Here is a 25,860-nt window from a genome sequence, read left to right as displayed (position 1 = left end):
CGTAGGCATATGGAACTGACCGAAATGGAAAAAACATTCTATTTCTTCCCTTTAAACCCGTCATAATGTTTTAGCTCACCACTATTGGTGGAGCCACCCAAACCATTAATTACATGATTGATGCCTCCATTGCGTCCAGCAAATGTTGAAATATGTGTGATTTCAATCCCTGAATGGTCCGGGACCTCCACGGCGTTTTCTAGTCTGACATTATTTGAGACCGTTGGCTCACCGCGAAAAAAGCTATAAATACCCAAACCATACGCTTTATGATTTTCAACATTACTAGCAACTTTATAAGAGGCGAAACCTGGCTTTTCATTATCATTCCACATCTCAATACTGGGAGGGCTATAGGGAATTTCAGACTGATAAAAATACGTTCTACCATGTTCTCCGTTCCAAAGTGTTTGATACCCTTGAAAATGCTCGTTAAACAAGCCATAGATTGTCACATGGTCCCCGTTAACAACGAGTCCGGATTTATTTTGCCCATCCAACCATTCAGTTCCCACACCATGGTCGGCACGCCATAACCAGAAATGATCACCAATTACATAATTACTGTTTATCGTCACGGTAGTTTCTGCTTGGCCTGCTACAGCACCTCCAACTCTGCAATAAATATCATGAAGCGATATGGGGTTATTGGAATAATCAGCCTCAGAATCTTCGGATCCAATTTGAATGAGGGTTTGAGATAAGTCAGGTCCCGCATCTACCATAAAACCTGCTAATTTCACTCCAGGAATATCATGGGTGGTAAGAGCTACTTTTCCGTTTTGTGGAATGAGTGTTGGCAATCCAAGTCCCAGGATTACGGTATTGGGTCTTGTTACGGTAAGTGTTTCATCAATCTTGTAAATACCTGGCGTAAACAGAATATGCTTGCCATTTGCTAAAGCCTGATTAATGGATGTCGCGTTATCTTTATCAGGGAAAGCAATATGGAAGGAATCTATGGGAATTAGTTTTCCTTCCTCTTCACCATTAATCCATGAAGGCCCAGACGTTTCTTTTACTAATTCAGGAACGAAAACAGCATAATTTCCCGATTCAGTAACGGTAAGAAAGGGTTTTTCGCGAATGACCGGGGTTTTTTCAATTATGGTAGTTGGTTTATCTGGCCATGTATCATTGGGAGCGTCATCCACACCCACAAATACCCGATTCCAGTTTCCGCCTTCCCACGATCCGATGCTTGAATTTCTTGTAAACCATTGCTGCCCGGATGTTAATCCTGCCCTACCCTCTACTACAGAATTAGCTAGAACACCACCACTTGCCCAGCCACCTTTATCAAAATTAATATCACCCACTACATGCATACGTCTGTATGGAGCAGCCTGTGATACGGCCCAATAGATCATTTTATCATCTTGTGGCACCACCTTAAAATTCTCTGCACCACGCCAAAACATGGTTGTAACCTTATTACTACTTGTAGTTGTGATTGATTGTACCGCTCCATTAATCATAACATCTTTTGGATATCTCCCTAAACCTAGTGCCTGAACATAGTAATCGACTGTGACATCCAAATTATAAGTTCCTGGTTTAAAAAGTAGCGCGTAGCGCTCTGATCCAAATTCGCTATATTTTTGCTGCTCGTGTAACCTGTGAAGCGTCATCTTTATACCTTCTAAATCCATAGAATCGTCAAAAACAAGTACATTTTTCCCAAATATTGAGGTGTAAGGCGATGTATCTAACACTTGATGATCTTTATGTGAATTGGAACAAGCAGCAATAAAAATTAACAACAAAATTGAAGCTAAGGTTTTCATAAGAGAGCTCTAAAAGAAAATGTAAGGCACTATAAACTTAACAAGTTATAAAACCTAATGACAATTATACGATTTAAGTTTCACCAAAACGAATTTTTATGAGTGTCTCATCTGCAGCACCATATTCAAATAACGAGACTCTACAACAAATGCTTAACTCCATAAATTAACTGAGTTACTTGCAAATGGCAGGACTAAAGGATACTTTTAACTTTATTTAATCGCTTATCTCATGTCTGCGGAGCTAAATTCTTATTATTGTGCTTCATTATAACCAACCTTTGACCAATGATAAAAATTTTTCGAAAAATTAGACAAAAATTACTCTCTGAAAATAAATTCAGTAACTATCTGATTTATGCTATCGGAGAGATTTTTCTTGTTGTTATTGGAATACTCATTGCTCTACAAATTAATAATTGGAATGAATCAAGAAAACAGTCTAAAACTGAAAAAGAATTTATCACAAGTTTAAAGAATGACTTAAAACAAGATAAAGCTTTTATTAAGAGAGTAATAAAACTTAATGAACCGAGAATAGAAGCTTATGAAATCTTGAATAGCAACTTACAACATCTTTACAGTAACGATAGAAAATCTTTAGATTCTATATTCAAGATTTATTTCAGAAGTCAACGGACATTTTATCCTATATCTGGTTCTTATGAATCCGCTGAATCAGGAAATCAAATATCTATTTTTCGAAATAAGAAATTAGTTCAAAAAGTAGTTAAATTATATAATTCAACTTATGATAGGTTAATTGATAACGGTCGGATTTTAGACGAGAGATGGGATTTTTTAAGTAAAAAATACAGCTACGAAAGAAGAACGGGAAAATTTCGTGAAATGACATCTGAACAATTGACCGAATTTCAAAATGATGTGTATCATCATTTCAAGCAATTGGAATGGTATTTAGAATCATTAAAATTGGCAATGATGGAAATTGATAAAATAACCACGGAAAAATAACGAAAGTAAACATCCTAAATAATTAATTTCTAGGCCACTAGTGGATTACAACATTGTTTGCGCCCATCAGAACATTTGCTACGATCAGTTCGCTTCAGCCTGTCTCGGGCGCCTGTCGAAAAGCTCATGTCGTTCCGTGATTTATTTGCTAATTTAGTTGATTAAATGCGCAACGACACGAAACCCTATAAGCGTCTAACCGATGAAGACAAGTATTAAAATTAGGGGATTTTTGTTCGGTATTTTAAAAAATGAACTTGGTAAAACGAACTAAGAAAAATAATCAGCGAAGCTAAACCATACATCGCTTCGTTAACTGCAAGCTGAATTGAACTCAAACAAACTAATGAAACCAACTGAAAGAATACTAATTATAGGCGGTGGACTTAGCGGTCTTACCCTAGCCTATTTATTATCAAAAAAGAACGTGTTTGCAACAGTTTTAGAAGCCTCCAATAGGTCAGGTGGTAGAATTCAAACCATAAAAGGAGAAAATGAAACACCTCTAGAATTAGGTGCTACTTGGTTCTCTGATAGTCATCCCAACTTACTTTCTTTATTGAATGAATTACAGCTTAAAAAATTCCCCCAATATTCTAAGGGAAAATGTTTATTTCAAACCAAATCATTTGAACCAGCTCAGGAATTTCATATACCCGAAACCGAAACGCCATCTTATAGAATTGCAGGCGGAACAGAGAGCTTAATACATGCGCTCACTGAAAAACTAGAACCTAAACAAATTAAACTAAACACAAAAGTTATTTCCATAAAAGAAACTGAGAATAAATTGATAGTTCAATCTAATAATGGAGAAGAATTTATAGCTGATAAAGTTGTCTTGTGTATACCGCCTCAGTTGGTGGGTTCGCAAATTATGTTTACCCCTGAATTGCCTACTACTATTTCAGCTGTTTTACCGACAGTACAAACTTGGATGGCAGGTTCCATTAAATTTGTTTTAGAATATTCCAGACCGTTTTGGAGAAAAAATGGATATTCCGGAATGTTGTACAGCCATGTAGGAATTGTTTCTGAAATGTATGACCATACAAATTTTGAAGAAGATAAATTTGGTTTCACAGGCTTCTTAAATGCCAGTTCATCTACCTACACTAAAAATCTTAGAAAGGAACTTGTATTAAAGCAATTAGAAGAACTTTTGGGCAAAGATGCTTCAACACCTTTATCTTACCACGAAAAAATATGGACAGACGAATTTATTCTAAATGCTAATCCAATAATTAATAGACCGCATCAAAATAATGGACATCCTGTATTTCAGGAAAGCTATATGGGTGGCAAACTATTGTTTTCAGGGACAGAAACTAATTCTGAATTCTCCGGTTACATGGAGGGTGCAATACTTGCAGCAAAAATTATTTTAAGGAAAATATTAAAATAAATTAAATGGATATACAACTCATTCGCAACGCAACAATAAAAATTAAGTACGCCGGGAAAACTATTTTAGTTGACCCCATGTTTTCTTCAAAGGGCGTCATAGAATCCTTTGCAGGAATTGCAAAAAATCCAACAGTGGATTTGACAATTTCAATTGAAAATATCTTAGCTAATGTGGATTTTGTAATTGTTACACATACGCATCCTGACCATTTTGACACTTTGGCAAGTGAAAAACTCCCAAAAACCATAAAGTTATTTTGCCAACCCGCCGACAAAGCTTTTATGGCAAAAGCAAACTTTGTAAACACAGAAGTGGTAGAAACACAAACAACTTTTGAAAATATCACCCTCACAAGAACAGATGGCAAACACGGAAGCGGCGAAATATTAGCACAAATGGGAGAAGTTTCTGGATTTGTATTGCAATCTAAAAATGAACCAACGCTGTATATTGTTGGCGACAGCATTTGGTTAGAGGAAGTCGAGAATGTGATAGCCACTTTTAAACCAGAGATAATTATAACAAATTCAGGGGGAGCAATAATGCCAGGATTTGAAAACGATCCAATTATAATGAACGCGGAGCAAACTATTTCACTTGCACAATATGCAAATAACTCAAAAGTTATTGCCGTTCATTTAGAAAGTTTAGACCATTGCCGAGTTAAGAGAAATTCGTTAAGGCAAAAAGCAACTGAAAAAGGAATTGACGAAAATCGATTAATTATCCCCGCTGACGGACAATTAATAACGCTATAAAAACTAAAGGACAACTAAATGCGAAGCGCAATTCTGGGTAGAATTAATTGTTAGGCCACTAACGAACCCTTCGACAAGGTCTCTACTTAGCAAGGTCAAAGTACTCAGGATAGGCTTACTAATATTGCTGCTTAAGCCCGAATGAGGACGGGCAGTTTCGCTGCGCTCGTGTCCTCAAGAATTTTCTACCTGCCTACTATTAAGGACATCTGCAAATTAATTGCTAACTTTAATATTTAAATGATGTTTGTTTAAAGGCAGGCGCAACAAAGAAGATGCTTAAGAAATGACAGTTTACCAAGAAAAAATAAGTCAGATAAAAAACATCTGTTATTCAAACGATAAACAGATTAAAACTGTTATTGCAACACGTCATTTTATTGCAAATAATTTTGAGAAAGATCTGAAGTTAGATTTTTTATCCCAGAAACGATTTATGTCAAAATATCATTTACAGAGACTATTCAAGAGATATTATGGTCTAACACCAAGACAATACTTAACAGATAAACGACTTGAAAAGTCTAAGGAGAATTTAAAAAATGGGATGAGCGTAACTGAAACCTGTTTTGCAGTTGGATTTGAAAGTTTGGGTTCTTTCAGTACATTGTTTAAATCCAAAACGGGGAAATCTCCCAAGGAATTTCAAAAAGAGCAACTTTCGAGAAGTAAATTACAGCAAGAGTTCTAATCTTTGATACAAATTAATAAAGGATGAAAGTAACACTAATCAGTATTCCAGTTAGAGACCAAGAAAAAGCTTTAAAATTTTACACAGAAAAATTGGGCTTTTTAAAGAAGAAAGACCTACCCTTAGGAGGCGAAAATAGATGGCTGACTCTAGTGTCTCCCGAATGGCAGGATGGTCCAGAAATATTATTGGAACCAGCACCTAATCATTTTGAACCTTGTAAAGTCTTTCAAGACGCGTTAATGGAAGCAGGATATCCTTACACCCAATTTGATACTGAAAATGTTGATGTAGATTATGACCGCTTGATAAAATTAGGAGTAGAATTTAGCATGAAACCAACTGAAATGGGTACTGTAAAAGTTGCCGTTTTCAATGATACCTGTGGAAATAATATTCAACTTGTCGAAACGCTATAAACTAAAATATAAGGCCATGACAAAAATCACACCGCTTCTTATCCTAGCCTTACTTACATTCGGTTGTTCTGAGTCTAAACCCAAGAGCAATAGTGAAGAAGTAATCGCACTGCGAACTGAACTTGATGGTTTAAAACATCTAAAAGCCAAAACGTCCAAGGATACAGAATCACAAATCGCAACATTTTTAACCTTCCAAGAAAACAATGCCGAAGAGGCTATGAACTTCTATGTAGATTTATTTGAGAATTCAAAAATTACCGATATCCAGCGATATGGAAAAGACGGACCCGCCAAAGAAGGTACAATTATGGTGGCATTTTTTGATTTGAATGGCAGCAAATTTGCCTGCAGTGATAGTTATATGAAACACGATTGGACATTTACACCAGGAGTTTCAATCTGGGTTGAATGTAAAACGGCCGACGAAATTGACAAGCTTTTTACAAAACTATCAGAACATGGTAAAGTATTAATGCCACTAGATAATTATGGCTTTAGTACAAAATTTGGTTTTATTGAAGATCGATTTGGTGTGTCTTGGCAATTGAATTTTGAGAAAACCTAATAAATAAACTGAACAGAAAATAAAACACTTTCGGTAACACCATATAGAATTAATTGATTGGTTTTGAGCACTCGGAAAATCCTAATGTTTTAACTCTTATTTGTTTTCTTTTACTAACTTAGATGCTTTACCACCCACCCCACTAAGGATAAGCCTAACTGTTCATATCAAAGACTTTTGGGCTTAATTGAACACTAAGTCTATGGCTAACCGTATGGAAATGGATTCTACTATCTCAAACCATTAAATTGATTTAAATGAAAAAATTATTACTCAGAGTGCTGATTATAACATTAATTTCAACGGTATTATATTCTTGTAAGAATAAAGTTGAAAAAATGAATACTGATCAGCAAACAAAAAACAATAACTCTATGTCCAAAACAAATAAAGACAGCTACCAACCAGGTACAGATTGGAAGTTAGCTTGGTCAGATGAATTTGAAGCCAACACTATCGATAAGAGTATATGGAATTTTCAGGTTGTGAAAGCCGGGCGCTTTAACGATGAATGGCAACGCTATACGGACAGCAATGACAATGCTTATATTGAAAACAATTGCCTTGTTATCAAAGCTATTCACGAAAGTGAAGTTCATGGAATGGACCAATACACATCAGCGCGATTGAATACAGCGCAAAAGCGTGTCTTTAAGTACGGAAAGATAGCAGCCCGAATTAAGCTTCCGCAAGGCGAAGGCATTTGGCCTGCCTTTTGGATGCTTGGATCAAACATAGATGAAAACGGGGGTGATACGCCTTGGCCAAAATCTGGCGAAATAGATATTCTAGAGTTGTATGGCTCTAAAGATGATGGGGTCATTGAAGCAAATGCCCACTACGCCGATGCTTCGGGAGCACACGACATGATGGGAGCAGCTTCCTATAAACTGAAACAAGGAAAGTTTGCCGATGCCTTTCACATTTTTGAATTGGAATGGGATGCCACTAGGATTGCGTGGTTTGTTGATGGACAACAATTCGCATCAATGCCAATTACAGCTGATGAATTATCCGAATTTCATAAGGAGTTTTTTATCCTACTTAATATCGCGGTTGGCGGAACTCACGCCGGTCGTCCAGACGGTACTACTACCTTCCCTCAGCATATGTATATCGACTGGGTAAGGGTTTACACAAGAAAAGGAAAGATGTGAACGATTTTCTAAAGCTTACAGGAGTAATGAAGAAAATAAGTCAACACTATACATTGCACAATCATGAAGTTCACTGAATTACACGATTAAAACCATAACATACAATACAAAAACCGTTAGAATAAACATCCAAAACCACTAAACTATTTATTTAATTCACTTTGTAAAACCAATCAAAAAATACTATAATTTTGCATCAAATTTTAATAGCGTAATGCGCTCTAAATGAATAAATACATTGTTGTAAATCAGCCTGAAAATTGGAACTTTTCAACTGATAATGTTACAGTAATATCCTCACAAGATTATCTCACAAACCCCAAGTATGCTCTCCTAAAAAATGCACGGATTTTTAATTTGTGCAAAGACTACTCGTACCAATCTAAAGGCTATTACGTCTCCCTGTTGGCAGAAGCCAGAGGTCATTTACCAATTCCAACTACAAAGAACATTGTAGACCTTAAAGCATTAAAACTTGTTAGATTGGTTTCCGATGAATTTGATGATGTTATTCAACAAAGTCTAAAAAATATAAAGTCACAAGACTTTACCTTAAGTATTTACTTTGGTCAAAATGTAGCGCAGAAATACAAAAATCTAAGCGGGCTGTTTTACAGGCATTTTCAAGCACCATTTTTACGCGTAAAATTCAATCATACTACAAAGTGGAATGTTCAAAGTATAAAAGCGATTTCAGAATCTGAAATACCGGAAGAGCACTTGTCTAGTGTACATGAATTCGCCAATGAATATTTTGCAAAAAAACGTTATGATACGGCTAAGGTAAATAATTACGATTTCGACTTAGCCATTTTAGTCAATCCCAACGACCCTGCTCCTCCAAGCAATCCCAAAGCCTTAAAGAAGTTTGTTGAAATTGCGGAGAAAATGAATATCTATGCGGAGATTATTGAACCCAAGGATTTAACTAAACTATCATCTTTTGATGCTTTGTTTTTGAGACAAAGCACAGAAGTTAATAATGAAGCCTACACATTTGCGAGAAAAGCACAGCAAGAAGGTATTGCCATCATTGATTATCCAGATGCCATTTTAAAATGTTGCAATAAGGTCTATATGGCAGAAGCGCTAAATAATGCCAATATAGGGACCCCAACAACGGTAATCGTGCATGCTAATAATCGAAATTCTGTTTTAGAAGAAACAGGGCTGCCGTGCGTGCTAAAAGCACCAGATTCTACATTTTCTTTTGGAGTTAAAAAAGCAAAAACGAAAGAGGAATATGATACTTTAGTAACAGAGATGCTCAAGGAGTCTGACCTTATAATTGCTCAAGAATTTTGTCCCTCGGATTACGATTGGCGTATCGGCATCATTGACAATAAGCCATTTTACGCCTGTAAATATTACATGGCAAAAGACCATTGGCAAATTTACAACTGGAAAGCCACGGACAAAAAGGAGCAAGATGGCGATGCTGATTGTGTGCCTATCGAAGAAGTTCCCAAAGATGTAATAGATATGGCACTAAAATCTGCCAAATTGATGGGATTAGGTTTGTATGGTATTGATATTAAGGTAGTGGACCATAAATTAATGGTCATTGAAATTAATGACAACCCGAACATTGATTTCGGAATAGAGGATGCTTATTATGGCGATTTGGTGTACACGGAAATTCTTTCGGCATTGAAAAAGCGCTTAGATTAAACACATGAAAAAAAAATATCACCTTTTTGAAGTTTACGGTATTGAACTCGAGTACATGCTTGTTAAAAACGACACCTTTAAAGTGGCGCCAATTGTTGATAAACTTCTTACGTCAAAAGCAGGGAAGCTAATTGCAGATATTGAAAATGGAGACATTGCATGGAGTAATGAGCTTGTAGCTCATGTTATAGAATTAAAAACAAACGGACCAGCAAAAAGTCTGGATAATTTGTCTAAAAAGTTTCATGCAAATGTTTTAGAGATGAACAGACTTTTAGAGCCTTTAAACACCAAACTACTAGGTTCAGCATCGCATCCGTTAATGAATCCGAATACAGATACTCAACTATGGAAACACAGCTACAGTGAAGTTTATGCGCTTTACAATACCATATTTAATTGTAAAGGTCATGGTTGGAGCAATGTGCAGAGTACTCACCTTAATCTACCGTTTTATGACGATAAGGAATTTGAAAAACTACATGCCGCTATAAGAATAGTCCTTCCATTATTACCTGGGCTGTGTGCGAGTTCGCCAATTTTAGAATGTCAAATTACAGGTTTTAAAGACACACGATTAGAGTTTTATAAAACAAACCAAAAAGAAATTCCAGATTTAACCGGGATGGTCATTCCTGAGCGCGTGTTTTCAAAATTAGATTATTATGCTACAATTTTCGAACCTATAAAAAGGGCCATAAGGCCTTATGATAAAAATAAGATTTTAGACCAGCACTTTTTAAATTCTCGAGGTGCCATAGCGCGTTTTGACCGTAATGCTATTGAGATTCGTTTAATGGATATTCAAGAATGCCCTAAAGCCGATATCGCAATTTGTGCTTTTGTCATTGAGGTTTTAAAAGCTTTAGTGAATAAAGAATTTTGCACACTTCAAACTCAAAAGTCATGGACCAAACAAGATCTTTTTTTAATTTTAGATGATGCAATAAAAAATGCTGAAGACTCTAAAATTACGACGATAGAGTACCTGAAATTATTTGGACTAAATACCCCTGTAACCTTAGGTGAAGTTTGGAACCATCTTTACCAGCACATAAAACCAAAATTGCATAAATCACATTACCCGGCTATAGAATTAATTTTAGAGCAAGGAACTTTAGCAACACGTGTATTAAAAGCACTAGAGAAAGATCCATCAGAAAAAAATATCATTGCAGTATATGGTCAATTACAAGATTGTTTACAGAATAATACTTTATTTCAGCCGTGAAACTAGTGCTGACTTGCGAGCATGGCGGGAATGACATTCCTAAAAATTACAAGGCTCTTTTTAAAAATGAGGCAATTCTAAACACACATCGGGCATACGATATGGGAGCTTTAGATTTATTTCAAACTTTGGTACCCCTATCTGATGCGTCCTATTACAGCACAACAACACGTCTGCTTGTAGAACTCAATCGCTCTCTACACCATACGCGGTTGTTTTCGGAATTTTCAGAAAAACTCACAGACCTTGAGAAAACGAATCTTATATATAACCATTACTTGCCATATCGAAGGGCAGTAGAAAACCATATTAAGCGTTTTATTGATCAGGGCGAAAATGTACTTCATCTATCCATTCATAGTTTTACACCAAAACTTGATGGAAAAACCAGAAATTGTGATATAGGTTTGTTATATGATTCTGCTAATACGCTAGAACAGCGTTTTTGTAGAGCGTTAAAATCTGAAATTTTAAAACAAAACAGCCATATAAAAATAAGATTTAATTACCCCTACTTGGGGAAAGCAGACGGCTTTACGACCTATTTAAGAAAGCAATTTAAAACGAACTATTTAGGCCTTGAGATTGAAGTTAACCAGAAATACGTTTTAAACAATACAATGGACTCAGCAATATCACAAGCTGTTTTTAAAGCCCTGCATCATGTGCTTTAAACTACTCGCATAATTCTCTTATAAAAAGCCTTTAAGGTTGGCTTTTTGACTTTCGTCAATTCCCTAGATGTTTGCTATCTTTGTTTGTGATAGGATGATGAAGCCACTGGTTTATACAACAAGGTAAAGTACTGCAAGAAAGGAACGCTGGAGGCAATTCGTAATTAAAATCGTCGCAAATTATTTTCTTAAAGCAGAAATGTCATACAAAACTCACATAATTTTAATTTGTCTTTTTTTCTCTTTAGTAAGTTGTGACACTAAAGATGAAAATAGGCACTTAAATACTAGCAACAGGAATTTTAGGATGGGATTTACAACTTGGAGTTTTGGACCCAACGAACAAGACGTAAATGATACCTATTCATTCATCGAAAACAATTCAGATATTTATACCGAGCATATCGATAATAAAATTCCTTGGAATGCCTGGATAAATGATCTGGTATTACCTGTGGAGTTTACAAATGAAGTGATAGGTAAAGCTAACAGAAGAATTATTGATAAGCCATTATTACTTTCTGTTAGCCTTTTAAATTCAAACAGAGATGAACTTGCCGAAGATTTTGATGGGTCTATTCCTTCATACACACAACTAAATGATATAGAAATTGAAGAGGCGTATTTTAAGCATATCAATTATTTGGTGAATCAATTTTCTCCAAATTATTTAGTTATAGCGATTGAAGTCAACGAATTGAGGTTAAGAGCGGAAAGTAAATGGGAGGCCTATACATTGTTAATTCAAAATGTAAAAACGCGAATTAAACAATTGCATCCTGGCTTACGGATTTCAGAGTCCATTTCATTGCACAATTTATACCAACCAGATGCTCCAAACCCGATAGATTATATAGATGACATTGTAAATCATATAAACCAAATGGATTTTGCATCTATCAGTTTTTATCCCTTTTTTAAAAATCAAAGCACGCCAGAGGAATTTCAACAAACCTTTGATTTTTTACATAGCAGAATAACTAAGCCCATTGCATTTGTAGAAACGAGTCATCTTGCAGAAAATTTATCAGTACCAAACCTAAATATAGCTATTGCCGGGAACGAAATAGAACAAAATAGTTACCTAGAAACCCTATTAACAAATGCACAGGAGCACGACTATGAATTTATAATTTGGTGGGCACATAGAGATTATGATGCCCTTTGGGAAACATTCCCAGATGAAATTAAGGACCTGGGAAAATTATGGAGGGACACAGGTTTGCTCGATCAAGATGGAAATGAAAGATTATCTTATAATACTTGGAACACTATTTTTGAAGAATAACCACCGCTAGAAACAAATATAATTTAAGACACCCTTCTTACCCGTCCTTCGACAAGCTTTGAAAAGCTCTAGTCCATTCACCTCATAAAACGAAGGTCTAATAATCATTAACTGATAGTTTTACAAACATTCAATTAGGCTCTTTTTAAAGGCCGTTGTAGTTTTTCTCTTTCCATCTAAATATGTAATGAATCTAAAAAAACTTGATAAAAAAAAGGAGTTTTACAGACTCAGTTGTTATATAACAGATTTTAATCATAAACATTTAAACTAAATGAAAACCTCAAATTTTAAACTACTTACAATTTTAGTCGCCATGACCCTATTCATCGGTACATTTACCTCGTGTTCAGATGACGATGGCCCAAGCGTAAACATAACCGTAAATGAAGGGCCTAATGGCGATATAGGTGGCGATTTTACCGGAGATGGTGGAAATGGCTCAAGAACTATCAATTGGGTGAACAACTTAGCTACAGCCGATTATAATGCTGATATAACGAGTTCATCTTCAGGGACATTTCAGATTTTAATTGCTGATGCTGATGGAACTGTGGTACTTGATAGAAGTATTAACGGAGGAACTGAACCAGACACTATTGGTGGCGTAACTGATACTGGCGAACCTGGTAATTGGACTGTAACTATTATCTTGGAATCCTTTAACGGAAATGGAAGCTACTCATTAAGTGCTGGAAACTAATCATAGTTTACTCATAAATCAATAAGAAGGCTGTCTTTAATTAGGTAGCCTTTTTTAATAGCACTACAACTAACAATGCTTATAGTTCATTTTTAGCTGAAATTGCTTCGATCAACAAGCCGCCCGAATGGGGCGTTTCACTCTGCTAATGTCTTATAGGAAATCACTTTGTGTTTGCTATCTGATTTTTGTTTTTTTATATTAGGAGATGTAGAGTAAACATCTATTACCAAATGCATAGGATGCCAGCACTACACTAATCACTAATCACTATAATATGGATTTAGAATTAAAAGGAAAAAATGTAATTATCACGGGAGGTAGTAAAGGCATAGGAAAAAGGATTGCCTTGGCATTTGCAAAAGAAGGTGCTAATGTGGCTATATGTGCTCGTGGCATGGAGGCGCTGCGGGACGTAGAGCGTGAGCTAGTCAAAAATAACGTGAAAGCTTATTCACACAGTTGTGATATAGCTGACCCCGCAGCCCTAGGTTCATTTTTGAGCGCTGCAAAGGATGCCTTAGGAAGTGTTGATGTATTGGTTCATAATGCATCCGCCCTAGCCGTGGGTCCTAGCTTAGAAGATTGGAAGTCCAGTATAGACGTAGACCTTATGGGTGCAGTGCATGCCTGTAATACCGTTATTCCATGGATGACGGAGGCTGGAGGCGGATCTATTGTATTTGTGTCTTCTACATCAGGTTTGGAGTCCGACCCGATGCCTGATTTCGGATATACCGCAGCCAAGGCAGCATTGATTGCCCACGCCAAAAAGTTGGCCGTTTTGCATGCCCCACAGGGTATAAGGGCAAACGCTATTGCACCGGGATCAATTGAATTTCCAGGCGGTGTTTGGGCAAACATCAAGGAGACACAGCCAGAATTATATGAGATGGCCAGGACTGGTATTCCTTCCGGCCGTTTAGGAACTCCGGAAGAAGTGGCTGATGTTGCTGTATTTCTAGCCTCCCCACGAGCCAATTGGGTAACCGGGGAATGTATTTCTGTAGATGGGGCTCAACATCGCGGCATGCGCTAGTTTAGGTTCAAAACTAGCTATCTCTCGGTAGAACCAATTACTCTGTAAAAGTCGTTCGTAAAAACCTTCTAATTTAAATTGCAAAAGGCCATAACTATGACTGGGCTCGCTTCGTAATTCTAATTTAAAAATGACTAAACCTTAAAACATAAATTATAAAAACCAATTTAAAAACTCCATACTTGATTTTATGATTTTAATTATTCACACTACATTTTCCGTAGTAGCACTTCTAGCAGGAATCATTTTTCTCCTTCCTAAGGGCACCGAAAAACACAAAAAAATGGGCTACCTCTATACAATCAGTATGCTAATATGTGTCGTGACATCTTTCGGATTATTCAATATATGGGGAGGTTTCGGTGTTTACCACGTACTTTCAATAGTTAGTTTTATAACCCTTATTATTGCACTATATTTTCCACTTTTTGCTAGACATAATAAACACTGGGTTGTTCAGCATTCCATATGGATGGGCTATAGCTACGTCGGTTTGGTAATGGCAGGTGGCTCCCACCTATTTGGGGTATTTCCCGATTGGCCAAGTTGGCTGCGGGTTGTAGCTTTTTGGGTTTTTCCTTACGTTCTGGGCAGCATACTTATTTTTAAGAACAAAAACGAAGCCGTAAAAAAGGCTATCAGTAATTTGAAAAACAAAAATTAGCCGTTGACTATCTAATACCGTATTTTAGTGAGCACCATAAATTTTGATACCCTATAAATTCATGAAAAAAATAATTCCATTTCTTATCTGTATATCCTGTTCATTAGTGTTTTATCCACAAGACATTATTGGTGCCTGGGAAACCAGTTCGACAACTAAAAATGGAGACCAACTAAAAAGTGTGGTAATTTTTGCAGAGGGCTATCAAGTATTGACCACATATGATGCGACTACCGGCAAGTTTATTCATACCAACGGTGGCACATGGAAATTGGATGGTGATACAATGACTGAAAAAATTGAGTTTCATACGGACAACCCTGAACTTGTTGGCACTGAAGTAAGCTTTAAAGTGCGTATTACAGCTAATGAAATTGAAATCGTTGACCGTCCCTTAAAATTAAAACGTTTAGATGATGGCTCACCGGGTGAGCTAAAAGGGGCCTGGTTGATGTCCGGGAGGATTAGGGATGGTGTCACACAAATGCGCGACACCGATAGACCACGAAAGACCATGAAGATATTGTCGGGGACTCGCTTTCAATGGATTGCCTACAATACAGAAACAAAACAATTTATGGGAACAGGTGGTGGAACTTATACGACCAATAATGGAGAATATGTTGAGAATATTGAATTCTTTTCGCGAGATGATTCTAAAGTAGGGCTCAGCTTAACCTTTAATTATGAATTGATTGATGGTAATTGGCATCATAAAGGTTTATCTAGTAAAGGAGAGCCCATTCATGAAATTTGGAGTATTAGACCGTAAACGTTAGCTATAGAGCCGTAATTAAAGCAATAAATTAAGATGAATAATGTCTAATCGACATTTAGTGAATGTAGTTTCAATAGTTTCCAGAACTCATAAAACGCGCCTTCTAGAAATACTAACAAACGACGACGACTCTAGAATCCATATCCGATAATCCAGAATATACCCTAACCATAGGTGACACAAAAAAATAAAAACCAAACTTTACTAATGAACAAACTTAACTTACTCCTAGGAATTTTAATCGGAATCACCATAATGGCCTGCTCTTCTGATGATAACCCAAATACAACAAATCAAGATGAACTTATTGCTGTTTGGAATTTAAGATCGGTAGAAAATCAAGGCAACGACGTGCCTGTATTCGGTTGCGGAGTTAATCAAACTACAACTTTTAATGGTGACAATACGGGAAGCGAGTATTTTCCTGAAGATTACGATGCCACAACTTGTGCATTTATCACACTACCGTTTACTTGGACAAGGGACGACAACGAATTGATTATAACAGTGCCTGAAGAAGGAATATTTATCAACGAAATATTGAGTTTAACCGACACCGAACTACAAATCGTTGTGGTTGAAACGAATGGCAACGCTGTGCCACAAGAACAACAAGAAATTTTTAAATTCGAAAAATGAAGTATTTATTAGTTTTAATAAGCCTCAGCATTTGTTTAAGTTGCAAAAACGACGCTAAGGCAAATCAGATAGACGTTAATCAGTCAACTGAGACGCCAACAGAAACGATTCCTGAACCTGACTTTACAATCACCACCAGTGAAAAGACCCATAATAAATTCAGCAGTAAAATTCCACCGGTGTTAATTGTCACGGATGGCAGTATCATAGAAGCATTTACCCAGGAAGCCACTGGAGGGCAATTGAATATCAACTCCACCATAGAAGACCTTAAAAGGGTAGATATGGACAAGGTGCACACGTTGACCGGGCCCATTTACGTTGAAGGCGCAGAAGAAGGTGATGTCTTGGCGGTTGATCTTCTAGACCTTGAACCAGGCGATTGGGGATGGACCGCAATGGAACCGGAATTTGGGTTTTTAACCGGTGAGCACGAATCGGAATTATTCAAAACCTACGAATTAGATAAGGCGAATAATCTCGTGCACTTTTCTGAAAACGTAAGTATTCCCTTGAAACCATTTCCAGGCGTAATGGGTGTAGCACCAAAAACAGAAGACATGTTAACCACCTTCCCGCCTCGGGAAAATGGAGGCAATATGGATGACCCTCATATGATAAAAGGTGTCACCGTGTACTTTCCAGTTTTTGTAAAAGGTGCGCTATTTTCCATTGGCGACACCCACGCTGTGCAAGGCCTCGGTGAAGTGGTTGGAACAGCAGTGGAATGCGATATGAGAGTGAGGTTTCGATTACGCGTCATTAAAAATCGCACCATACCAGAACCCCAATATGAATCTGAAGATTATTATGCAACCACAGGCTTTGCAACTACTGTAGACGAAGCTGCAAAAAAAGCAACACGGTATATGATAGACCATATATCAGAGACCTACAATATGCCATGGGATGAAGCTTATATGCTATGCTCGCTTGTAGGAGACTTAAAAATAGCAGAAGTCGTAGACGAACCAAATATGTTAGTTACTATGCACATTCCTAAACATATTTTTAAAAATAAACCATAAGAACTTCCAATAAAGACCATGTACAAGCCTGTATTATGGAACACTTCTCGTAACATGAAACAATCAAATGGTATGAGCTGAACGAAATACTTTTAATTACCGAACCGAGCCTAGCAACAACCGGTGAAAACAGTGTTATGGGATATGTGCCTTTTATATATGAGTTCAACCTTATTTGCATAGCTTGCGTCCTATAAAATATGCATTAAATGTTGATAATTTAAATGTTAGGAAGACGCTTTACTCCAAATATTCCTAAAGAATTTATTATCTTTTACTTTCCAAATCCAGACCTCATTTAACCCTCCAGTTAAGTACAATTGAATAAAAACTCCTATGCGAATAGCTTTAGCCCTATTAATTGGCATACACGGCATAATCCATTTATTCGGATTTCTTAAGGCCTTTGGCATATCTGAATTTAATGCGATTTCACAACCGATTTCCAAACCTATCGGAATCACCTGGTTACTGGGTTTTATTTTATTTACATCAGCGACAGTGCTTTTACTTATTCAACATCATTATTGGTGGGTTATTGCAATTATTGGCGTTGTTATTTCGCAGTTTTTAATCATAAACTTTTGGAGCGATGCAAAATTTGGCACTATCGCTAACCTAATTATTCTCTTGGGTATAATATTGGCCTATTCTAGTTTCAGTTTTAAGAATAAAATTGAAGCAGAACGCGCAAGTCTCTTTGAAAACTCCCAATACCTAAGCCAAAACATCGTGACCGAAGAATTGATATCCGATGTACCGCCAATTGTCCAAAAATGGTTAACTAACAGCGGAGCGATTGGTAAGCCCCTTACCTCCAACGTTTATTTGATGCAGGACTTGCAACTCAAAATGAAACCCGAACAATCCGAATGGAACGCCGCTAGAGCCGAACAATATTTTACGGTTCAACCACCTGCTTTTAATTGGAGCATTGCCACCCAGATGAATGCATTTTTAAGTATTGTTGGTCGTGATAAATTTGAAAATGGCAAAGGTGAAATGATGATTAAATTGTGTTCACTTATACCAGTAGCTCATTCCAAAAATCACAGCAAAGTGCACCAAGCGACCTTACAGAGGTATTTGGCAGAAATAGTTTGGTTTCCTTCAGCGTCTTTAAGCCCGTATATCAAGTGGGAGACCTTGAGCGACTATTCAGCAAAAGCAACAATGGAACAAAACGGAATTTTAGGTTCGGGCGAATTTCACTTTGATGCTGAAGGAAATTTTAAAAAATTCGTTGCCATGCGTTATCAAGATGCAAATGCTATAGAACCTACCAAATGGACCGTCTCTGCGACAAAGATAGAAGAACGAAATGGCATAAAAATACCTGTAGCCTGCGAAGCAAGTTGGGCATTGGAGAAGGGCGATTGGACTTGGTTAAAATTAAAAATAACGGACATTCAATACAATGTGAAAGAAATGCCAGTGACTAACCCTAAAACAAAAAATAAATGAACTGTTTGTAAACAGACAGCTTTTGGCCTGCATTAAATCTTGAAATTGACCAAAAGATTTACGCTTCAATACAATCAGCCAATAAGGTTTCACTTTTGTAAGACATAAAAATTGATTACATTATTCCTCCATTTAGGATTTGGCTTGATGGAGAAAATCAAAACAGGGATTAAAGCGCTTAAATGCTGTGATACAGAACCTAAAAAAGATTCAAATAATCTTAACAATAAAAACGAAGCCCTAAAAACCCTCTACTATACCATATGCCTACACTAAAACATAAATAAACCATGAAACGCATTATTACCGCACTTGTATTTTCAGGACTTTTGATGTCTTGTAATTCAACCGACAAAACAAAAAACGATAATAAGGAAGACATCACCGCGGAAACTGTAACGGACAGTACTTCGAATGAAATGGCAAAGACCTTAATACCTATTGATACTGATGAAGCATTAATTGCAACTGCATTAATGGCTGCTCCCAGAGCCAGTCGGTCGGGATGCAAGGTTATTGGGTATAATATGGCAGGTGAGTTTGTCACCCTAAGAGAAGGTGATAATGAGTTAATAGTTTTGGTGGATAATCCCAAACAGGAGGGATTTAATGCCGCGTGTTATCACAAAGACCTTGAACCATTTATGGCAAGAGGAAGAGCCTTGAAGGCAGAAGGAAAACGAACCCAAGAGATCTTTGATATTCGTGAAGCAGAAATGAAAGCAGGTCTATTAAAAATAAATCCTGGTTCCACACTGCATGTATACTATGGACCAAATTCAATGTACGACCCGGAAACCTCAAAAGTTGAAGGTGCTCAGATCCGCTATGTGGTATATTTACCTTGGGCCACTTCAGAATCCACTGGTTTACCAGAAGTTCCCGTAGCCGCAAACCATCCTTGGATTATGAACCCGGGAACCCATAGAGCGCACATTATGATTTCACCCTTACCAGAAGAATGAACATAGCTTTAACTAATAGCGCTTAGTATTTGCGTAAACGCTCTGAATGCTAAACAAATAGCAAGAACGATATTGCTACGCTGAGAGCTGGTTTTTGCTCATTGCAAAGCAAGGAAATAATGTATAGCTGACCTTACTTAAAACTAGCTTCTTTTTGAGTCTATGTCTGATTTGTTTGTTAAATTAGTAGTTAGAATACACGACTAATTATTTACCCCACGCTCGTTATCCTTAAAGCATATATTTGAGATTATTCAGATTGCAGATAAGCCAAAAATGAACAAACTTCAGGTTGAAATAGGAAAACATCAACATACGCGCAAAGCTCGAAGGATTGAACAAATTTTAGTTAAAAAAAAGGGGATAAACGCTGTGTCTGTTTCTGCTTCAGGCATGGTGCATGTGGAATGGAGCGCTGACCAAACAAATCCATCTGAGATTATTAAATCAATTAAACAATTAGGCTTAAAGGTTGTCCATGTAACAATTGATTCGGAGCAGTCATCTCAAGACCATAGTGAGCATAGTCATACATCTTTCAATATTTTAGGAGAAAACACAGAGCTCTATTTCGCAACAGTTAGCGGTACATTTTGGCTTATAGGCGTTTTTTTTTCGTTTAGTTCTAGTGTAAACCAAGTTACGGCTACTACTCTATTTGTTCTCAGCGCTATTTTTGGAGGTGTTTTTACGCTCTTAACAACACTGAAGGATTTACGTAGAGGAAAGTTTGAAATTGATTTCCTAATGCTCTTTGCTGCTATAGGTGCCGCAGCGTTAGGAAAATGGGGGGAAAGTGCGTTGCTGCTTTTTTTATTTAGTTTAGGCCATGCACTAGAGCATTATGCCATGAGAAGAGCGCGGAAATCCATTGCTGCTCTTTCTGATTTAGCCCCACCCATGGCATTTGTCAAGTACAATGGTGAATTAACAGAAGTGCCTATTGAAGAACTTAAATTGGGTGATATCATTGTTGTAAAACCCAACTCAAAAATAGCTGCGGATGGTGTGGTCACAAAAGGGATGAGTCCTGTCAACCAAGCCTCAATCACAGGGGAAAGTATACCTGTTGATAAACTTCCAAGTCTGAATTGGCAAAAAGAAAACAATGTTGAAAAAATACTTAATGAACATCGAGTTTTTGCAGGAACAATGAATGGTAGCGGAGCCCTTGAAATTAAAGTGTTAAAGGAAGCTAAGGACAGCACCATTTCACAAATAATTGCTTTAGTCAAGGAAGCTGAAGCACAAAAATCCCCCACCCAACATCTCACTGATAAGTTTGAAAAATATTATGTGCCTTCTGTTTTGGTCTTGGTGATAGTCTTATTGTTTGCTTACCTCGTTATCAATGAACCCTTCGAACAGAGTTTTTATAGGGCCATGTCCGTACTCATTGCGGCATCGCCTTGTGCCTTAGCTATTTCTACACCAAGCGCTGTATTGGCGGGAATTGCAAGAGCCGCACGCCAAGGTGTTTTAATTAAAGGCGGCCGTCCACTTGAAGAATTGGGTGGAATAAAGGCTATTGCTTTTGACAAAACAGGAACGCTTACCAACGGTAGACCAATTTTAACCCACGCTATTCCATTTGGGTCTATTACCAAAACACATCTATTAAAAATTGCTGTTGCTGTAGAAGCATTAAGCGACCATCCTTTAGCCGCAGCTATTGTTAAAGGCGGGACAAAAGAACTGGAAAATATTGATTTTCCTAAAGCAGAAAACTTAAAAGCCTTAACCGCAAGAGGTATCCAGGCTAATTGGAACGGAAGTCTTGTTCATATTGGAAACCGCAGACTTTTTGAAGATCTAACGGGAGAGTCGGTCCCCTTAGAAATAGACCTAAAAATGTCTGAACTCGAATCAAGTGGCCATACAGCTATGATTGTGCACCAAGACAATCAATACTTGGGCATTATTTCTGCCATGGATGTAGCACGTCCTGAAAGTATCGCCACCTTATCTGCCTTAAAAAAAATGGGGATCAAACGAATGATAATGCTCACCGGAGATCATCAAAAAGTAGCTGATGCCATCGCTAAAAATATTGGTATAACAGACCCCATTGGGAATTTACTTCCAGAAGATAAAGTAAATGCCATAGAACAACTTAAACAAGAAGAAGGAAGTGTGGCCATGGTAGGCGATGGCGTTAATGACGCGCCTGCAATGGCAAAAAGCACAGTTGGCATTGCCATGGGTGCTGCAGGTTCAGACGTGGCTTTAGAAACCGCAGATATTGCCTTGATGGCTGATAAACTGGATAATCTTCCTTTTGCCATTGGACTAAGCAGAAAGGCAAAACGCATTATAAAACAAAACTTAATCATCAGCTTGAGCATGGTAGCACTTTTAGTGCCTTTAACTATTATGGGAACCATAGCCATCGGACCCGCCGTAGTAGGCCATGAAGGCTCAACTTTAGTGGTTGTTATGAATGCTTTGAGGTTGTTGAAGTATGAGAACTAAAATAAAACCTTATCTTGTAATTAAAATGGCACGTCCATAAAACATAGTGCATTGTACGCCACTTATAAAATGACAAACTACAGAATTGTTTTGCTAATATTTATTTAAATGTAAATTTTGAAAATGAAAAAAATTACCTTCACTTTACTATGTATCCTTATGGTTGGCGCAACTTTTGCGCAATCCCTAGATTCCATTTTTAAATCAGTGAAATACAGAAATATCGGTCCGTTTAGAGGTGGTCGATCAGTGGCTGCATCTGGCGTTGTTGGCAATCCCATGACCTATTACATGGGAAATACAGGCGGAGGACTTTGGAAAACGGAAGATGGTGGTCAGCTCTGGACCAATATTTCCGATGGTTATTTTAAAACCAGTTCCGTTGGTGCCATAGCAGTTTCTGAAAGTGATTCAAATATCGTCTATGTAGGTATGGGCGAGCACGCCCCTAGAGCTGTTATGACCTCCTATGGCGATGGTGTCTATAAATCTAATGATGCAGGTAAAACATGGCGTCATGTGGGGTTAAAAGCCACACAGCATATATCGAGAATAGTGATTCATCCTAAAAATCCTGACATTCTTTTTGTTGCCGCTCAAGGTGCCCTGTACGGCCCTAATACTGATCGCGGTGTGTTTAAGTCAGTCGATGGCGGAGCTACTTGGACAAAAGTACTTTATGTAAACGATCTTACAGGTTGTGCGGAATTATCCATGGACCACAACAATCCTTTGGTCATGTATGCCGCCATGTGGGAACATCAGCGCTTACCGTGGAAAGTCATTAGTGGAGGTGCCGGAAGCGGACTTTATAAAACTACAGACGGTGGAGAAACCTGGAACAAAATTCACGAAGGTTTACCTAAAGAGAAAGGCAAGATGGCCATTGCCGTAAGTCGCTCAAATTCAGATAAGGTCTATGCCTTAGTAGAGAGTGATTCCGATAAAGAATTGGGTGGGTTATTCGTATCCAATAACGCAGGAGAACAGTGGTCTAAAGTATCCTCAGACCATAGCCTCATTCAAAGAGCATGGTACTATATCGAATTGTTTATAGACCCTAATGATGAGGAGAAGGTTTATGTACTCAATGCCAGTGCACAACGTTCTATCGATGGCGGAAAAACCTGGTCGACGATAACGGGTACACATGGTGATTACCACGATCTTTGGATCAACCCAGACAATAGCAATAACATGGTAATTGCTAATGATGGTGGTGCTGCCGTATCTTATAATTACGCAAAGACATGGTCCCCTCAAAACAGAATGGCTACCGCACAGTTTTACAGGGTGAATACCGATAATTTATTTCCCTATAATCTGTATGGCGGCCAACAAGACAATACATCCGTAAAGATTAGTAGCCTTGCTCTAGGAAGCGGTGGAATCGATGTACATAATTGGTCCCCTTCTGCAGGTGGGGAAAGCGCCTTTTTAGCCTTCGACCCTGACAATCCACGATACGTGATGGGTGGTAGTTACTTAGGTACTATTGAAATCCTAGATACAAAAGCCAAAGCCAGTACTCAGATTATGGCTGCACCCATACAGTATTTGGGAAGGGATGGCAAGGATATGAAATACAGATACAATTGGAATGCACCAATTATTAAGTCACAGCATGAGCCCAATACTTACTATCACGGGGCACAAGTTTTATTGAGGACTAGAGACAACGGTATTACCTGGGAAGAAGTTTCTCCCGACTTATCTAATAATGAAAAGGAAAAGCAAGGAAAAGGTGGTGGCCCTTATACCAATGAGGCTGTTGGTGCTGAGAATTATGGAACCTTAGCTTATGTTGTTGAGTCCCCTCATGAGAAAGGAATTATCTGGGCTGCAACGGATGATGGTGTTTTGCAATTGACTAAAAATGGTGGTGAAACTTGGGATAATGTGACTCCTAAAGGGCTTCCAGAGACGCTAATCAATGCTATTGAGGTATCGCCTCACGATAAGGCGACGGCTTATATTGCGACCACAAGATTCAAATTTAATGACTATACACCGGCCATTTATAAAACAACCAATTATGGTAAATCATGGACCAATATAAGTTCCGGTATACCACAAGGTGCTTATACACGGGTAGTGCGCGAAGACACAAAGCGAAAAGACCTGCTGTTTGCGGGTACGGAATTAGGGATGTACATCTCTTGGAACGGTGGTAAAGAATGGCAATCATTCCAATTAAATTTACCTGTAACGCCTATTACAGACTTGAAGGTTAGCCATGACGACTTAAGTGTGGCCACCATGGGTAGATCGTTTTGGATTTTGGATGATATAGGATTATTGCGGCAGTTTGAAGGGACTGCAAAAGCCTTTACACTATTACAACCTGAAGATGCCATCATCGGCAATTGGGGAAGTCAATTAAATAGTAATTCAGAGCGTTTTGTGGGGACAGATGACTCCCAAGGGGTTAATCCTGCAAATGGTGTGGTATTGTACTATTTTTTACCTGCAGACCTAAAGGATGAGGTCCTGACTTTAGTCATCAAGGATAAAGACGGTAATGTAGTGAGGACCTTTAGCTCCAAGACAGATTCCGATTTTATAGAATATCCAGGTGGTCCTTCTCCAGAGCCTGTACTTTCAACTAAAGCTGGGCTGAACCGTTTTGTTTGGGACATGAGACATACAAGTTTACCTGGAGCACCCACGGCTTATATTGAGGGCTCGTTCAGAGGTCATAAGGCCATTCCAAATGCCTATACAGCTAGCCTAAAACAGGACGATAAATTATCTAGTGTCACTTTCAACATATTGCCCAACCCTTTATATGACACAACTCAAGAGACGTATAAGGAGTTTCACGATTTCCAGACCCAAGCGGAGGCCAGTTTTACGGAGATGCACCTAAGAGTGAATAAATTAAAGACTGTACAAGACCAGGTAGTAAAAATTTTAAGGGATTTACCAAAAGAAGAAAAGTACAGTCAGGTAAAATCCGAAGGTGAAGCACTACTTCAAAAACTCAAATCTTGGGATGAGGATATGGTACAGCGCAAATCTAAGGCCTATGATGATGTAGAGAATTTTCCAAATAAATTCACGGCCGAATATCTTTTTCTGATTAACCAAAACGAAAGTAGCTTGCCCAAAGTCAACCAAGCATCTAGAGACAGACGAGCTGAACTAGATAAGCAATGGGAAGGTCTAAAGCGTATCTCCGAGGAACTCATCAAGGAGGCTATACCTGCCTATAATAAGCTGCTTTGGAATCATGGTATTGGAGCGCTCAACATAAAATGATAAGTAGCTGAGATGCCACGCAGGAAGGTGAACAGTTTTCAGGACATTTTTAACTAATTATTTTAAACACCATGTCATATCAAAACACAACTATAGTAAGATAATCTGGTGCGACAATAATTTATTGAAGGAAATGAAGGCAGCAGTAACTATATGCCGCTAAAAAAAGCTTCATACAGCTACTGCTCCACCCCTTAATTCAATCTTAATTTACCTACAA

At 37.8% G+C, this 25,860-nt stretch carries 22 protein-coding genes; 21 read left to right on the top strand and 1 reads right to left on the bottom strand.

Annotation, left to right across the window (positions count from 1 at the left end):
- Nucleotides 1-38: 38 nt before the first annotated feature.
- The gene (locus CA834_RS11010; RefSeq protein ID WP_094968753.1) at nucleotides 39-1,787 is read right to left on the bottom strand and encodes an adenylyl cyclase; all 1,749 of its coding nucleotides are present in this window, start codon (nucleotides 1,785-1,787) and stop codon (nucleotides 39-41) included.
- Between the two features lie 288 nt (nucleotides 1,788-2,075).
- Between CA834_RS11010 and CA834_RS11005 the strand changes: the two genes are divergently transcribed.
- From CA834_RS11005 to CA834_RS10905, 21 genes are all read left to right on the top strand, one after another.
- A complete protein-coding gene (locus CA834_RS11005; RefSeq protein WP_094968752.1) occupies nucleotides 2,076-2,762 on the top strand; it encodes a DUF6090 family protein in 687 nt (228 codons plus the stop codon).
- A 346-nt stretch (nucleotides 2,763-3,108) separates the two neighbouring features.
- Entirely contained in the window at nucleotides 3,109-4,167 is a 1,059-nt protein-coding gene (locus CA834_RS11000; RefSeq protein WP_094968751.1) for a flavin monoamine oxidase family protein, read from the top strand.
- A gap of 5 nt (nucleotides 4,168-4,172) precedes the next feature.
- The gene (locus tag CA834_RS10995) at nucleotides 4,173-4,928 is read left to right on the top strand and encodes an MBL fold metallo-hydrolase (RefSeq protein WP_094968750.1); all 756 of its coding nucleotides are present in this window, start codon (nucleotides 4,173-4,175) and stop codon (nucleotides 4,926-4,928) included.
- A gap of 286 nt (nucleotides 4,929-5,214) precedes the next feature.
- The gene (locus CA834_RS10990) at nucleotides 5,215-5,619 is read left to right on the top strand and encodes a helix-turn-helix domain-containing protein (protein ID WP_094968749.1); all 405 of its coding nucleotides are present in this window, start codon (nucleotides 5,215-5,217) and stop codon (nucleotides 5,617-5,619) included.
- Between the two features lie 23 nt (nucleotides 5,620-5,642).
- Nucleotides 5,643-6,038 carry a VOC family protein gene (locus CA834_RS10985; protein WP_094968748.1) on the top strand — a complete coding sequence of 132 codons (396 nt, stop codon included), beginning with the start codon at nucleotides 5,643-5,645 and terminating at the stop codon, nucleotides 6,036-6,038.
- Between the two features lie 16 nt (nucleotides 6,039-6,054).
- Nucleotides 6,055-6,606, top strand: a complete 552-nt coding sequence (locus CA834_RS10980; protein WP_094968747.1) for a VOC family protein — start codon at nucleotides 6,055-6,057, stop codon at nucleotides 6,604-6,606.
- A gap of 257 nt (nucleotides 6,607-6,863) precedes the next feature.
- The gene (locus CA834_RS10975; protein ID WP_094968746.1) at nucleotides 6,864-7,763 is read left to right on the top strand and encodes a glycoside hydrolase family 16 protein; all 900 of its coding nucleotides are present in this window, start codon (nucleotides 6,864-6,866) and stop codon (nucleotides 7,761-7,763) included.
- Between the two features lie 225 nt (nucleotides 7,764-7,988).
- Nucleotides 7,989-9,434, top strand: a complete 1,446-nt coding sequence (locus CA834_RS10970; protein ID WP_094968745.1) for a RimK family protein — start codon at nucleotides 7,989-7,991, stop codon at nucleotides 9,432-9,434.
- 4 nt (nucleotides 9,435-9,438) lie between these two features.
- Entirely contained in the window at nucleotides 9,439-10,665 is a 1,227-nt protein-coding gene (locus tag CA834_RS10965; RefSeq protein ID WP_094968744.1) for a glutamate-cysteine ligase family protein, read from the top strand.
- Nucleotides 10,662-11,339: an N-formylglutamate amidohydrolase gene (locus tag CA834_RS10960; protein ID WP_094968743.1), complete on the top strand. Its 678-nt coding sequence runs from the start codon at nucleotides 10,662-10,664 to the stop codon at nucleotides 11,337-11,339. Before CA834_RS10965 ends, CA834_RS10960 begins: the two co-directional genes overlap by 4 nt.
- Nucleotides 11,340-11,646: 307 nt before the next feature.
- Nucleotides 11,647-12,627 (top strand): glycosyl hydrolase 53 family protein, encoded by a 981-nt coding sequence (locus tag CA834_RS10955; RefSeq protein WP_094968742.1) that lies wholly within the window; start codon nucleotides 11,647-11,649, stop codon nucleotides 12,625-12,627.
- A 274-nt stretch (nucleotides 12,628-12,901) separates the two neighbouring features.
- Nucleotides 12,902-13,330: a hypothetical protein gene (locus tag CA834_RS10950; protein WP_094968741.1), complete on the top strand. Its 429-nt coding sequence runs from the start codon at nucleotides 12,902-12,904 to the stop codon at nucleotides 13,328-13,330.
- A 277-nt stretch (nucleotides 13,331-13,607) separates the two neighbouring features.
- Entirely contained in the window at nucleotides 13,608-14,369 is a 762-nt protein-coding gene (locus CA834_RS10945) for an SDR family NAD(P)-dependent oxidoreductase (protein ID WP_094968740.1), read from the top strand.
- 190 nt (nucleotides 14,370-14,559) lie between these two features.
- A complete protein-coding gene (locus tag CA834_RS10940) occupies nucleotides 14,560-15,033 on the top strand; it encodes a DUF2306 domain-containing protein (protein ID WP_094968739.1) in 474 nt (157 codons plus the stop codon).
- A 61-nt stretch (nucleotides 15,034-15,094) separates the two neighbouring features.
- Nucleotides 15,095-15,805, top strand: coding sequence for a membrane or secreted protein (locus tag CA834_RS10935; RefSeq protein WP_094968738.1), 711 nt, complete (start codon nucleotides 15,095-15,097; stop codon nucleotides 15,803-15,805).
- A gap of 213 nt (nucleotides 15,806-16,018) precedes the next feature.
- A complete protein-coding gene (locus CA834_RS10930; RefSeq protein ID WP_094968737.1) occupies nucleotides 16,019-16,450 on the top strand; it encodes a lipocalin-like domain-containing protein in 432 nt (143 codons plus the stop codon).
- Nucleotides 16,447-17,478 (top strand): acetamidase/formamidase family protein, encoded by a 1,032-nt coding sequence (locus CA834_RS10925; protein ID WP_094968736.1) that lies wholly within the window; start codon nucleotides 16,447-16,449, stop codon nucleotides 17,476-17,478. The genes CA834_RS10930 and CA834_RS10925 overlap by 4 nt, the downstream gene beginning before the upstream one ends.
- Before the next feature lie 336 nt (nucleotides 17,479-17,814).
- Nucleotides 17,815-18,942: a DUF6920 family protein gene (locus tag CA834_RS10920; RefSeq protein WP_094968735.1), complete on the top strand. Its 1,128-nt coding sequence runs from the start codon at nucleotides 17,815-17,817 to the stop codon at nucleotides 18,940-18,942.
- A gap of 290 nt (nucleotides 18,943-19,232) precedes the next feature.
- A complete protein-coding gene (locus tag CA834_RS10915) occupies nucleotides 19,233-19,907 on the top strand; it encodes a hypothetical protein (RefSeq protein ID WP_094968734.1) in 675 nt (224 codons plus the stop codon).
- 276 nt (nucleotides 19,908-20,183) lie between these two features.
- The gene (locus tag CA834_RS10910; protein ID WP_094968733.1) at nucleotides 20,184-22,379 is read left to right on the top strand and encodes a heavy metal translocating P-type ATPase; all 2,196 of its coding nucleotides are present in this window, start codon (nucleotides 20,184-20,186) and stop codon (nucleotides 22,377-22,379) included.
- A 123-nt stretch (nucleotides 22,380-22,502) separates the two neighbouring features.
- Complete coding sequence (locus CA834_RS10905; RefSeq protein ID WP_094968732.1) at nucleotides 22,503-25,640, top strand: WD40/YVTN/BNR-like repeat-containing protein; 3,138 nt, start codon at nucleotides 22,503-22,505, stop codon at nucleotides 25,638-25,640.
- Nucleotides 25,641-25,860 lie beyond the last annotated feature (220 nt).

Origin of the sequence: Winogradskyella aurantia, assembly GCF_002266855.1 — a bacterium.
Classification (GTDB): Bacteria; Bacteroidota; Bacteroidia; order Flavobacteriales; family Flavobacteriaceae; genus Winogradskyella; species Winogradskyella aurantia.
Note: the sequence above shows the minus strand (reverse complement) of the source record. Positions and strands in the feature narration are given on the sequence as shown.

What these genes read in the sequence shown, in the direction of transcription:
- CA834_RS11010 (WP_094968753.1), bottom strand. Translation starts at nt 1,787, where the DNA reads ATGAAAACCTTAGCTTCAATTTTGTTGTTAATTTTTATTGCTGCTTGT.
- CA834_RS11005 (WP_094968752.1), top strand. Translation starts at nt 2,076, where the DNA reads ATGATAAAAATTTTTCGAAAAATTAGACAAAAATTACTCTCTGAAAAT.
- CA834_RS11000 (WP_094968751.1), top strand. Translation starts at nt 3,109, where the DNA reads ATGAAACCAACTGAAAGAATACTAATTATAGGCGGTGGACTTAGCGGT.
- CA834_RS10995 (WP_094968750.1), top strand. Translation starts at nt 4,173, where the DNA reads ATGGATATACAACTCATTCGCAACGCAACAATAAAAATTAAGTACGCC.
- CA834_RS10990 (WP_094968749.1), top strand. Translation starts at nt 5,215, where the DNA reads ATGACAGTTTACCAAGAAAAAATAAGTCAGATAAAAAACATCTGTTAT.
- CA834_RS10985 (WP_094968748.1), top strand. Translation starts at nt 5,643, where the DNA reads ATGAAAGTAACACTAATCAGTATTCCAGTTAGAGACCAAGAAAAAGCT.
- CA834_RS10980 (WP_094968747.1), top strand. Translation starts at nt 6,055, where the DNA reads ATGACAAAAATCACACCGCTTCTTATCCTAGCCTTACTTACATTCGGT.
- CA834_RS10975 (WP_094968746.1), top strand. Translation starts at nt 6,864, where the DNA reads ATGAAAAAATTATTACTCAGAGTGCTGATTATAACATTAATTTCAACG.
- CA834_RS10970 (WP_094968745.1), top strand. Translation starts at nt 7,989, where the DNA reads ATGAATAAATACATTGTTGTAAATCAGCCTGAAAATTGGAACTTTTCA.
- CA834_RS10965 (WP_094968744.1), top strand. Translation starts at nt 9,439, where the DNA reads ATGAAAAAAAAATATCACCTTTTTGAAGTTTACGGTATTGAACTCGAG.
- CA834_RS10955 (WP_094968742.1), top strand. Translation starts at nt 11,647, where the DNA reads ATGGGATTTACAACTTGGAGTTTTGGACCCAACGAACAAGACGTAAAT.
- CA834_RS10950 (WP_094968741.1), top strand. Translation starts at nt 12,902, where the DNA reads ATGAAAACCTCAAATTTTAAACTACTTACAATTTTAGTCGCCATGACC.
- CA834_RS10945 (WP_094968740.1), top strand. Translation starts at nt 13,608, where the DNA reads ATGGATTTAGAATTAAAAGGAAAAAATGTAATTATCACGGGAGGTAGT.
- CA834_RS10940 (WP_094968739.1), top strand. Translation starts at nt 14,560, where the DNA reads ATGATTTTAATTATTCACACTACATTTTCCGTAGTAGCACTTCTAGCA.
- CA834_RS10935 (WP_094968738.1), top strand. Translation starts at nt 15,095, where the DNA reads ATGAAAAAAATAATTCCATTTCTTATCTGTATATCCTGTTCATTAGTG.
- CA834_RS10930 (WP_094968737.1), top strand. Translation starts at nt 16,019, where the DNA reads ATGAACAAACTTAACTTACTCCTAGGAATTTTAATCGGAATCACCATA.
- CA834_RS10925 (WP_094968736.1), top strand. Translation starts at nt 16,447, where the DNA reads ATGAAGTATTTATTAGTTTTAATAAGCCTCAGCATTTGTTTAAGTTGC.
- CA834_RS10920 (WP_094968735.1), top strand. Translation starts at nt 17,815, where the DNA reads ATGCGAATAGCTTTAGCCCTATTAATTGGCATACACGGCATAATCCAT.
- CA834_RS10915 (WP_094968734.1), top strand. Translation starts at nt 19,233, where the DNA reads ATGAAACGCATTATTACCGCACTTGTATTTTCAGGACTTTTGATGTCT.
- CA834_RS10910 (WP_094968733.1), top strand. Translation starts at nt 20,184, where the DNA reads ATGAACAAACTTCAGGTTGAAATAGGAAAACATCAACATACGCGCAAA.
- CA834_RS10905 (WP_094968732.1), top strand. Translation starts at nt 22,503, where the DNA reads ATGAAAAAAATTACCTTCACTTTACTATGTATCCTTATGGTTGGCGCA.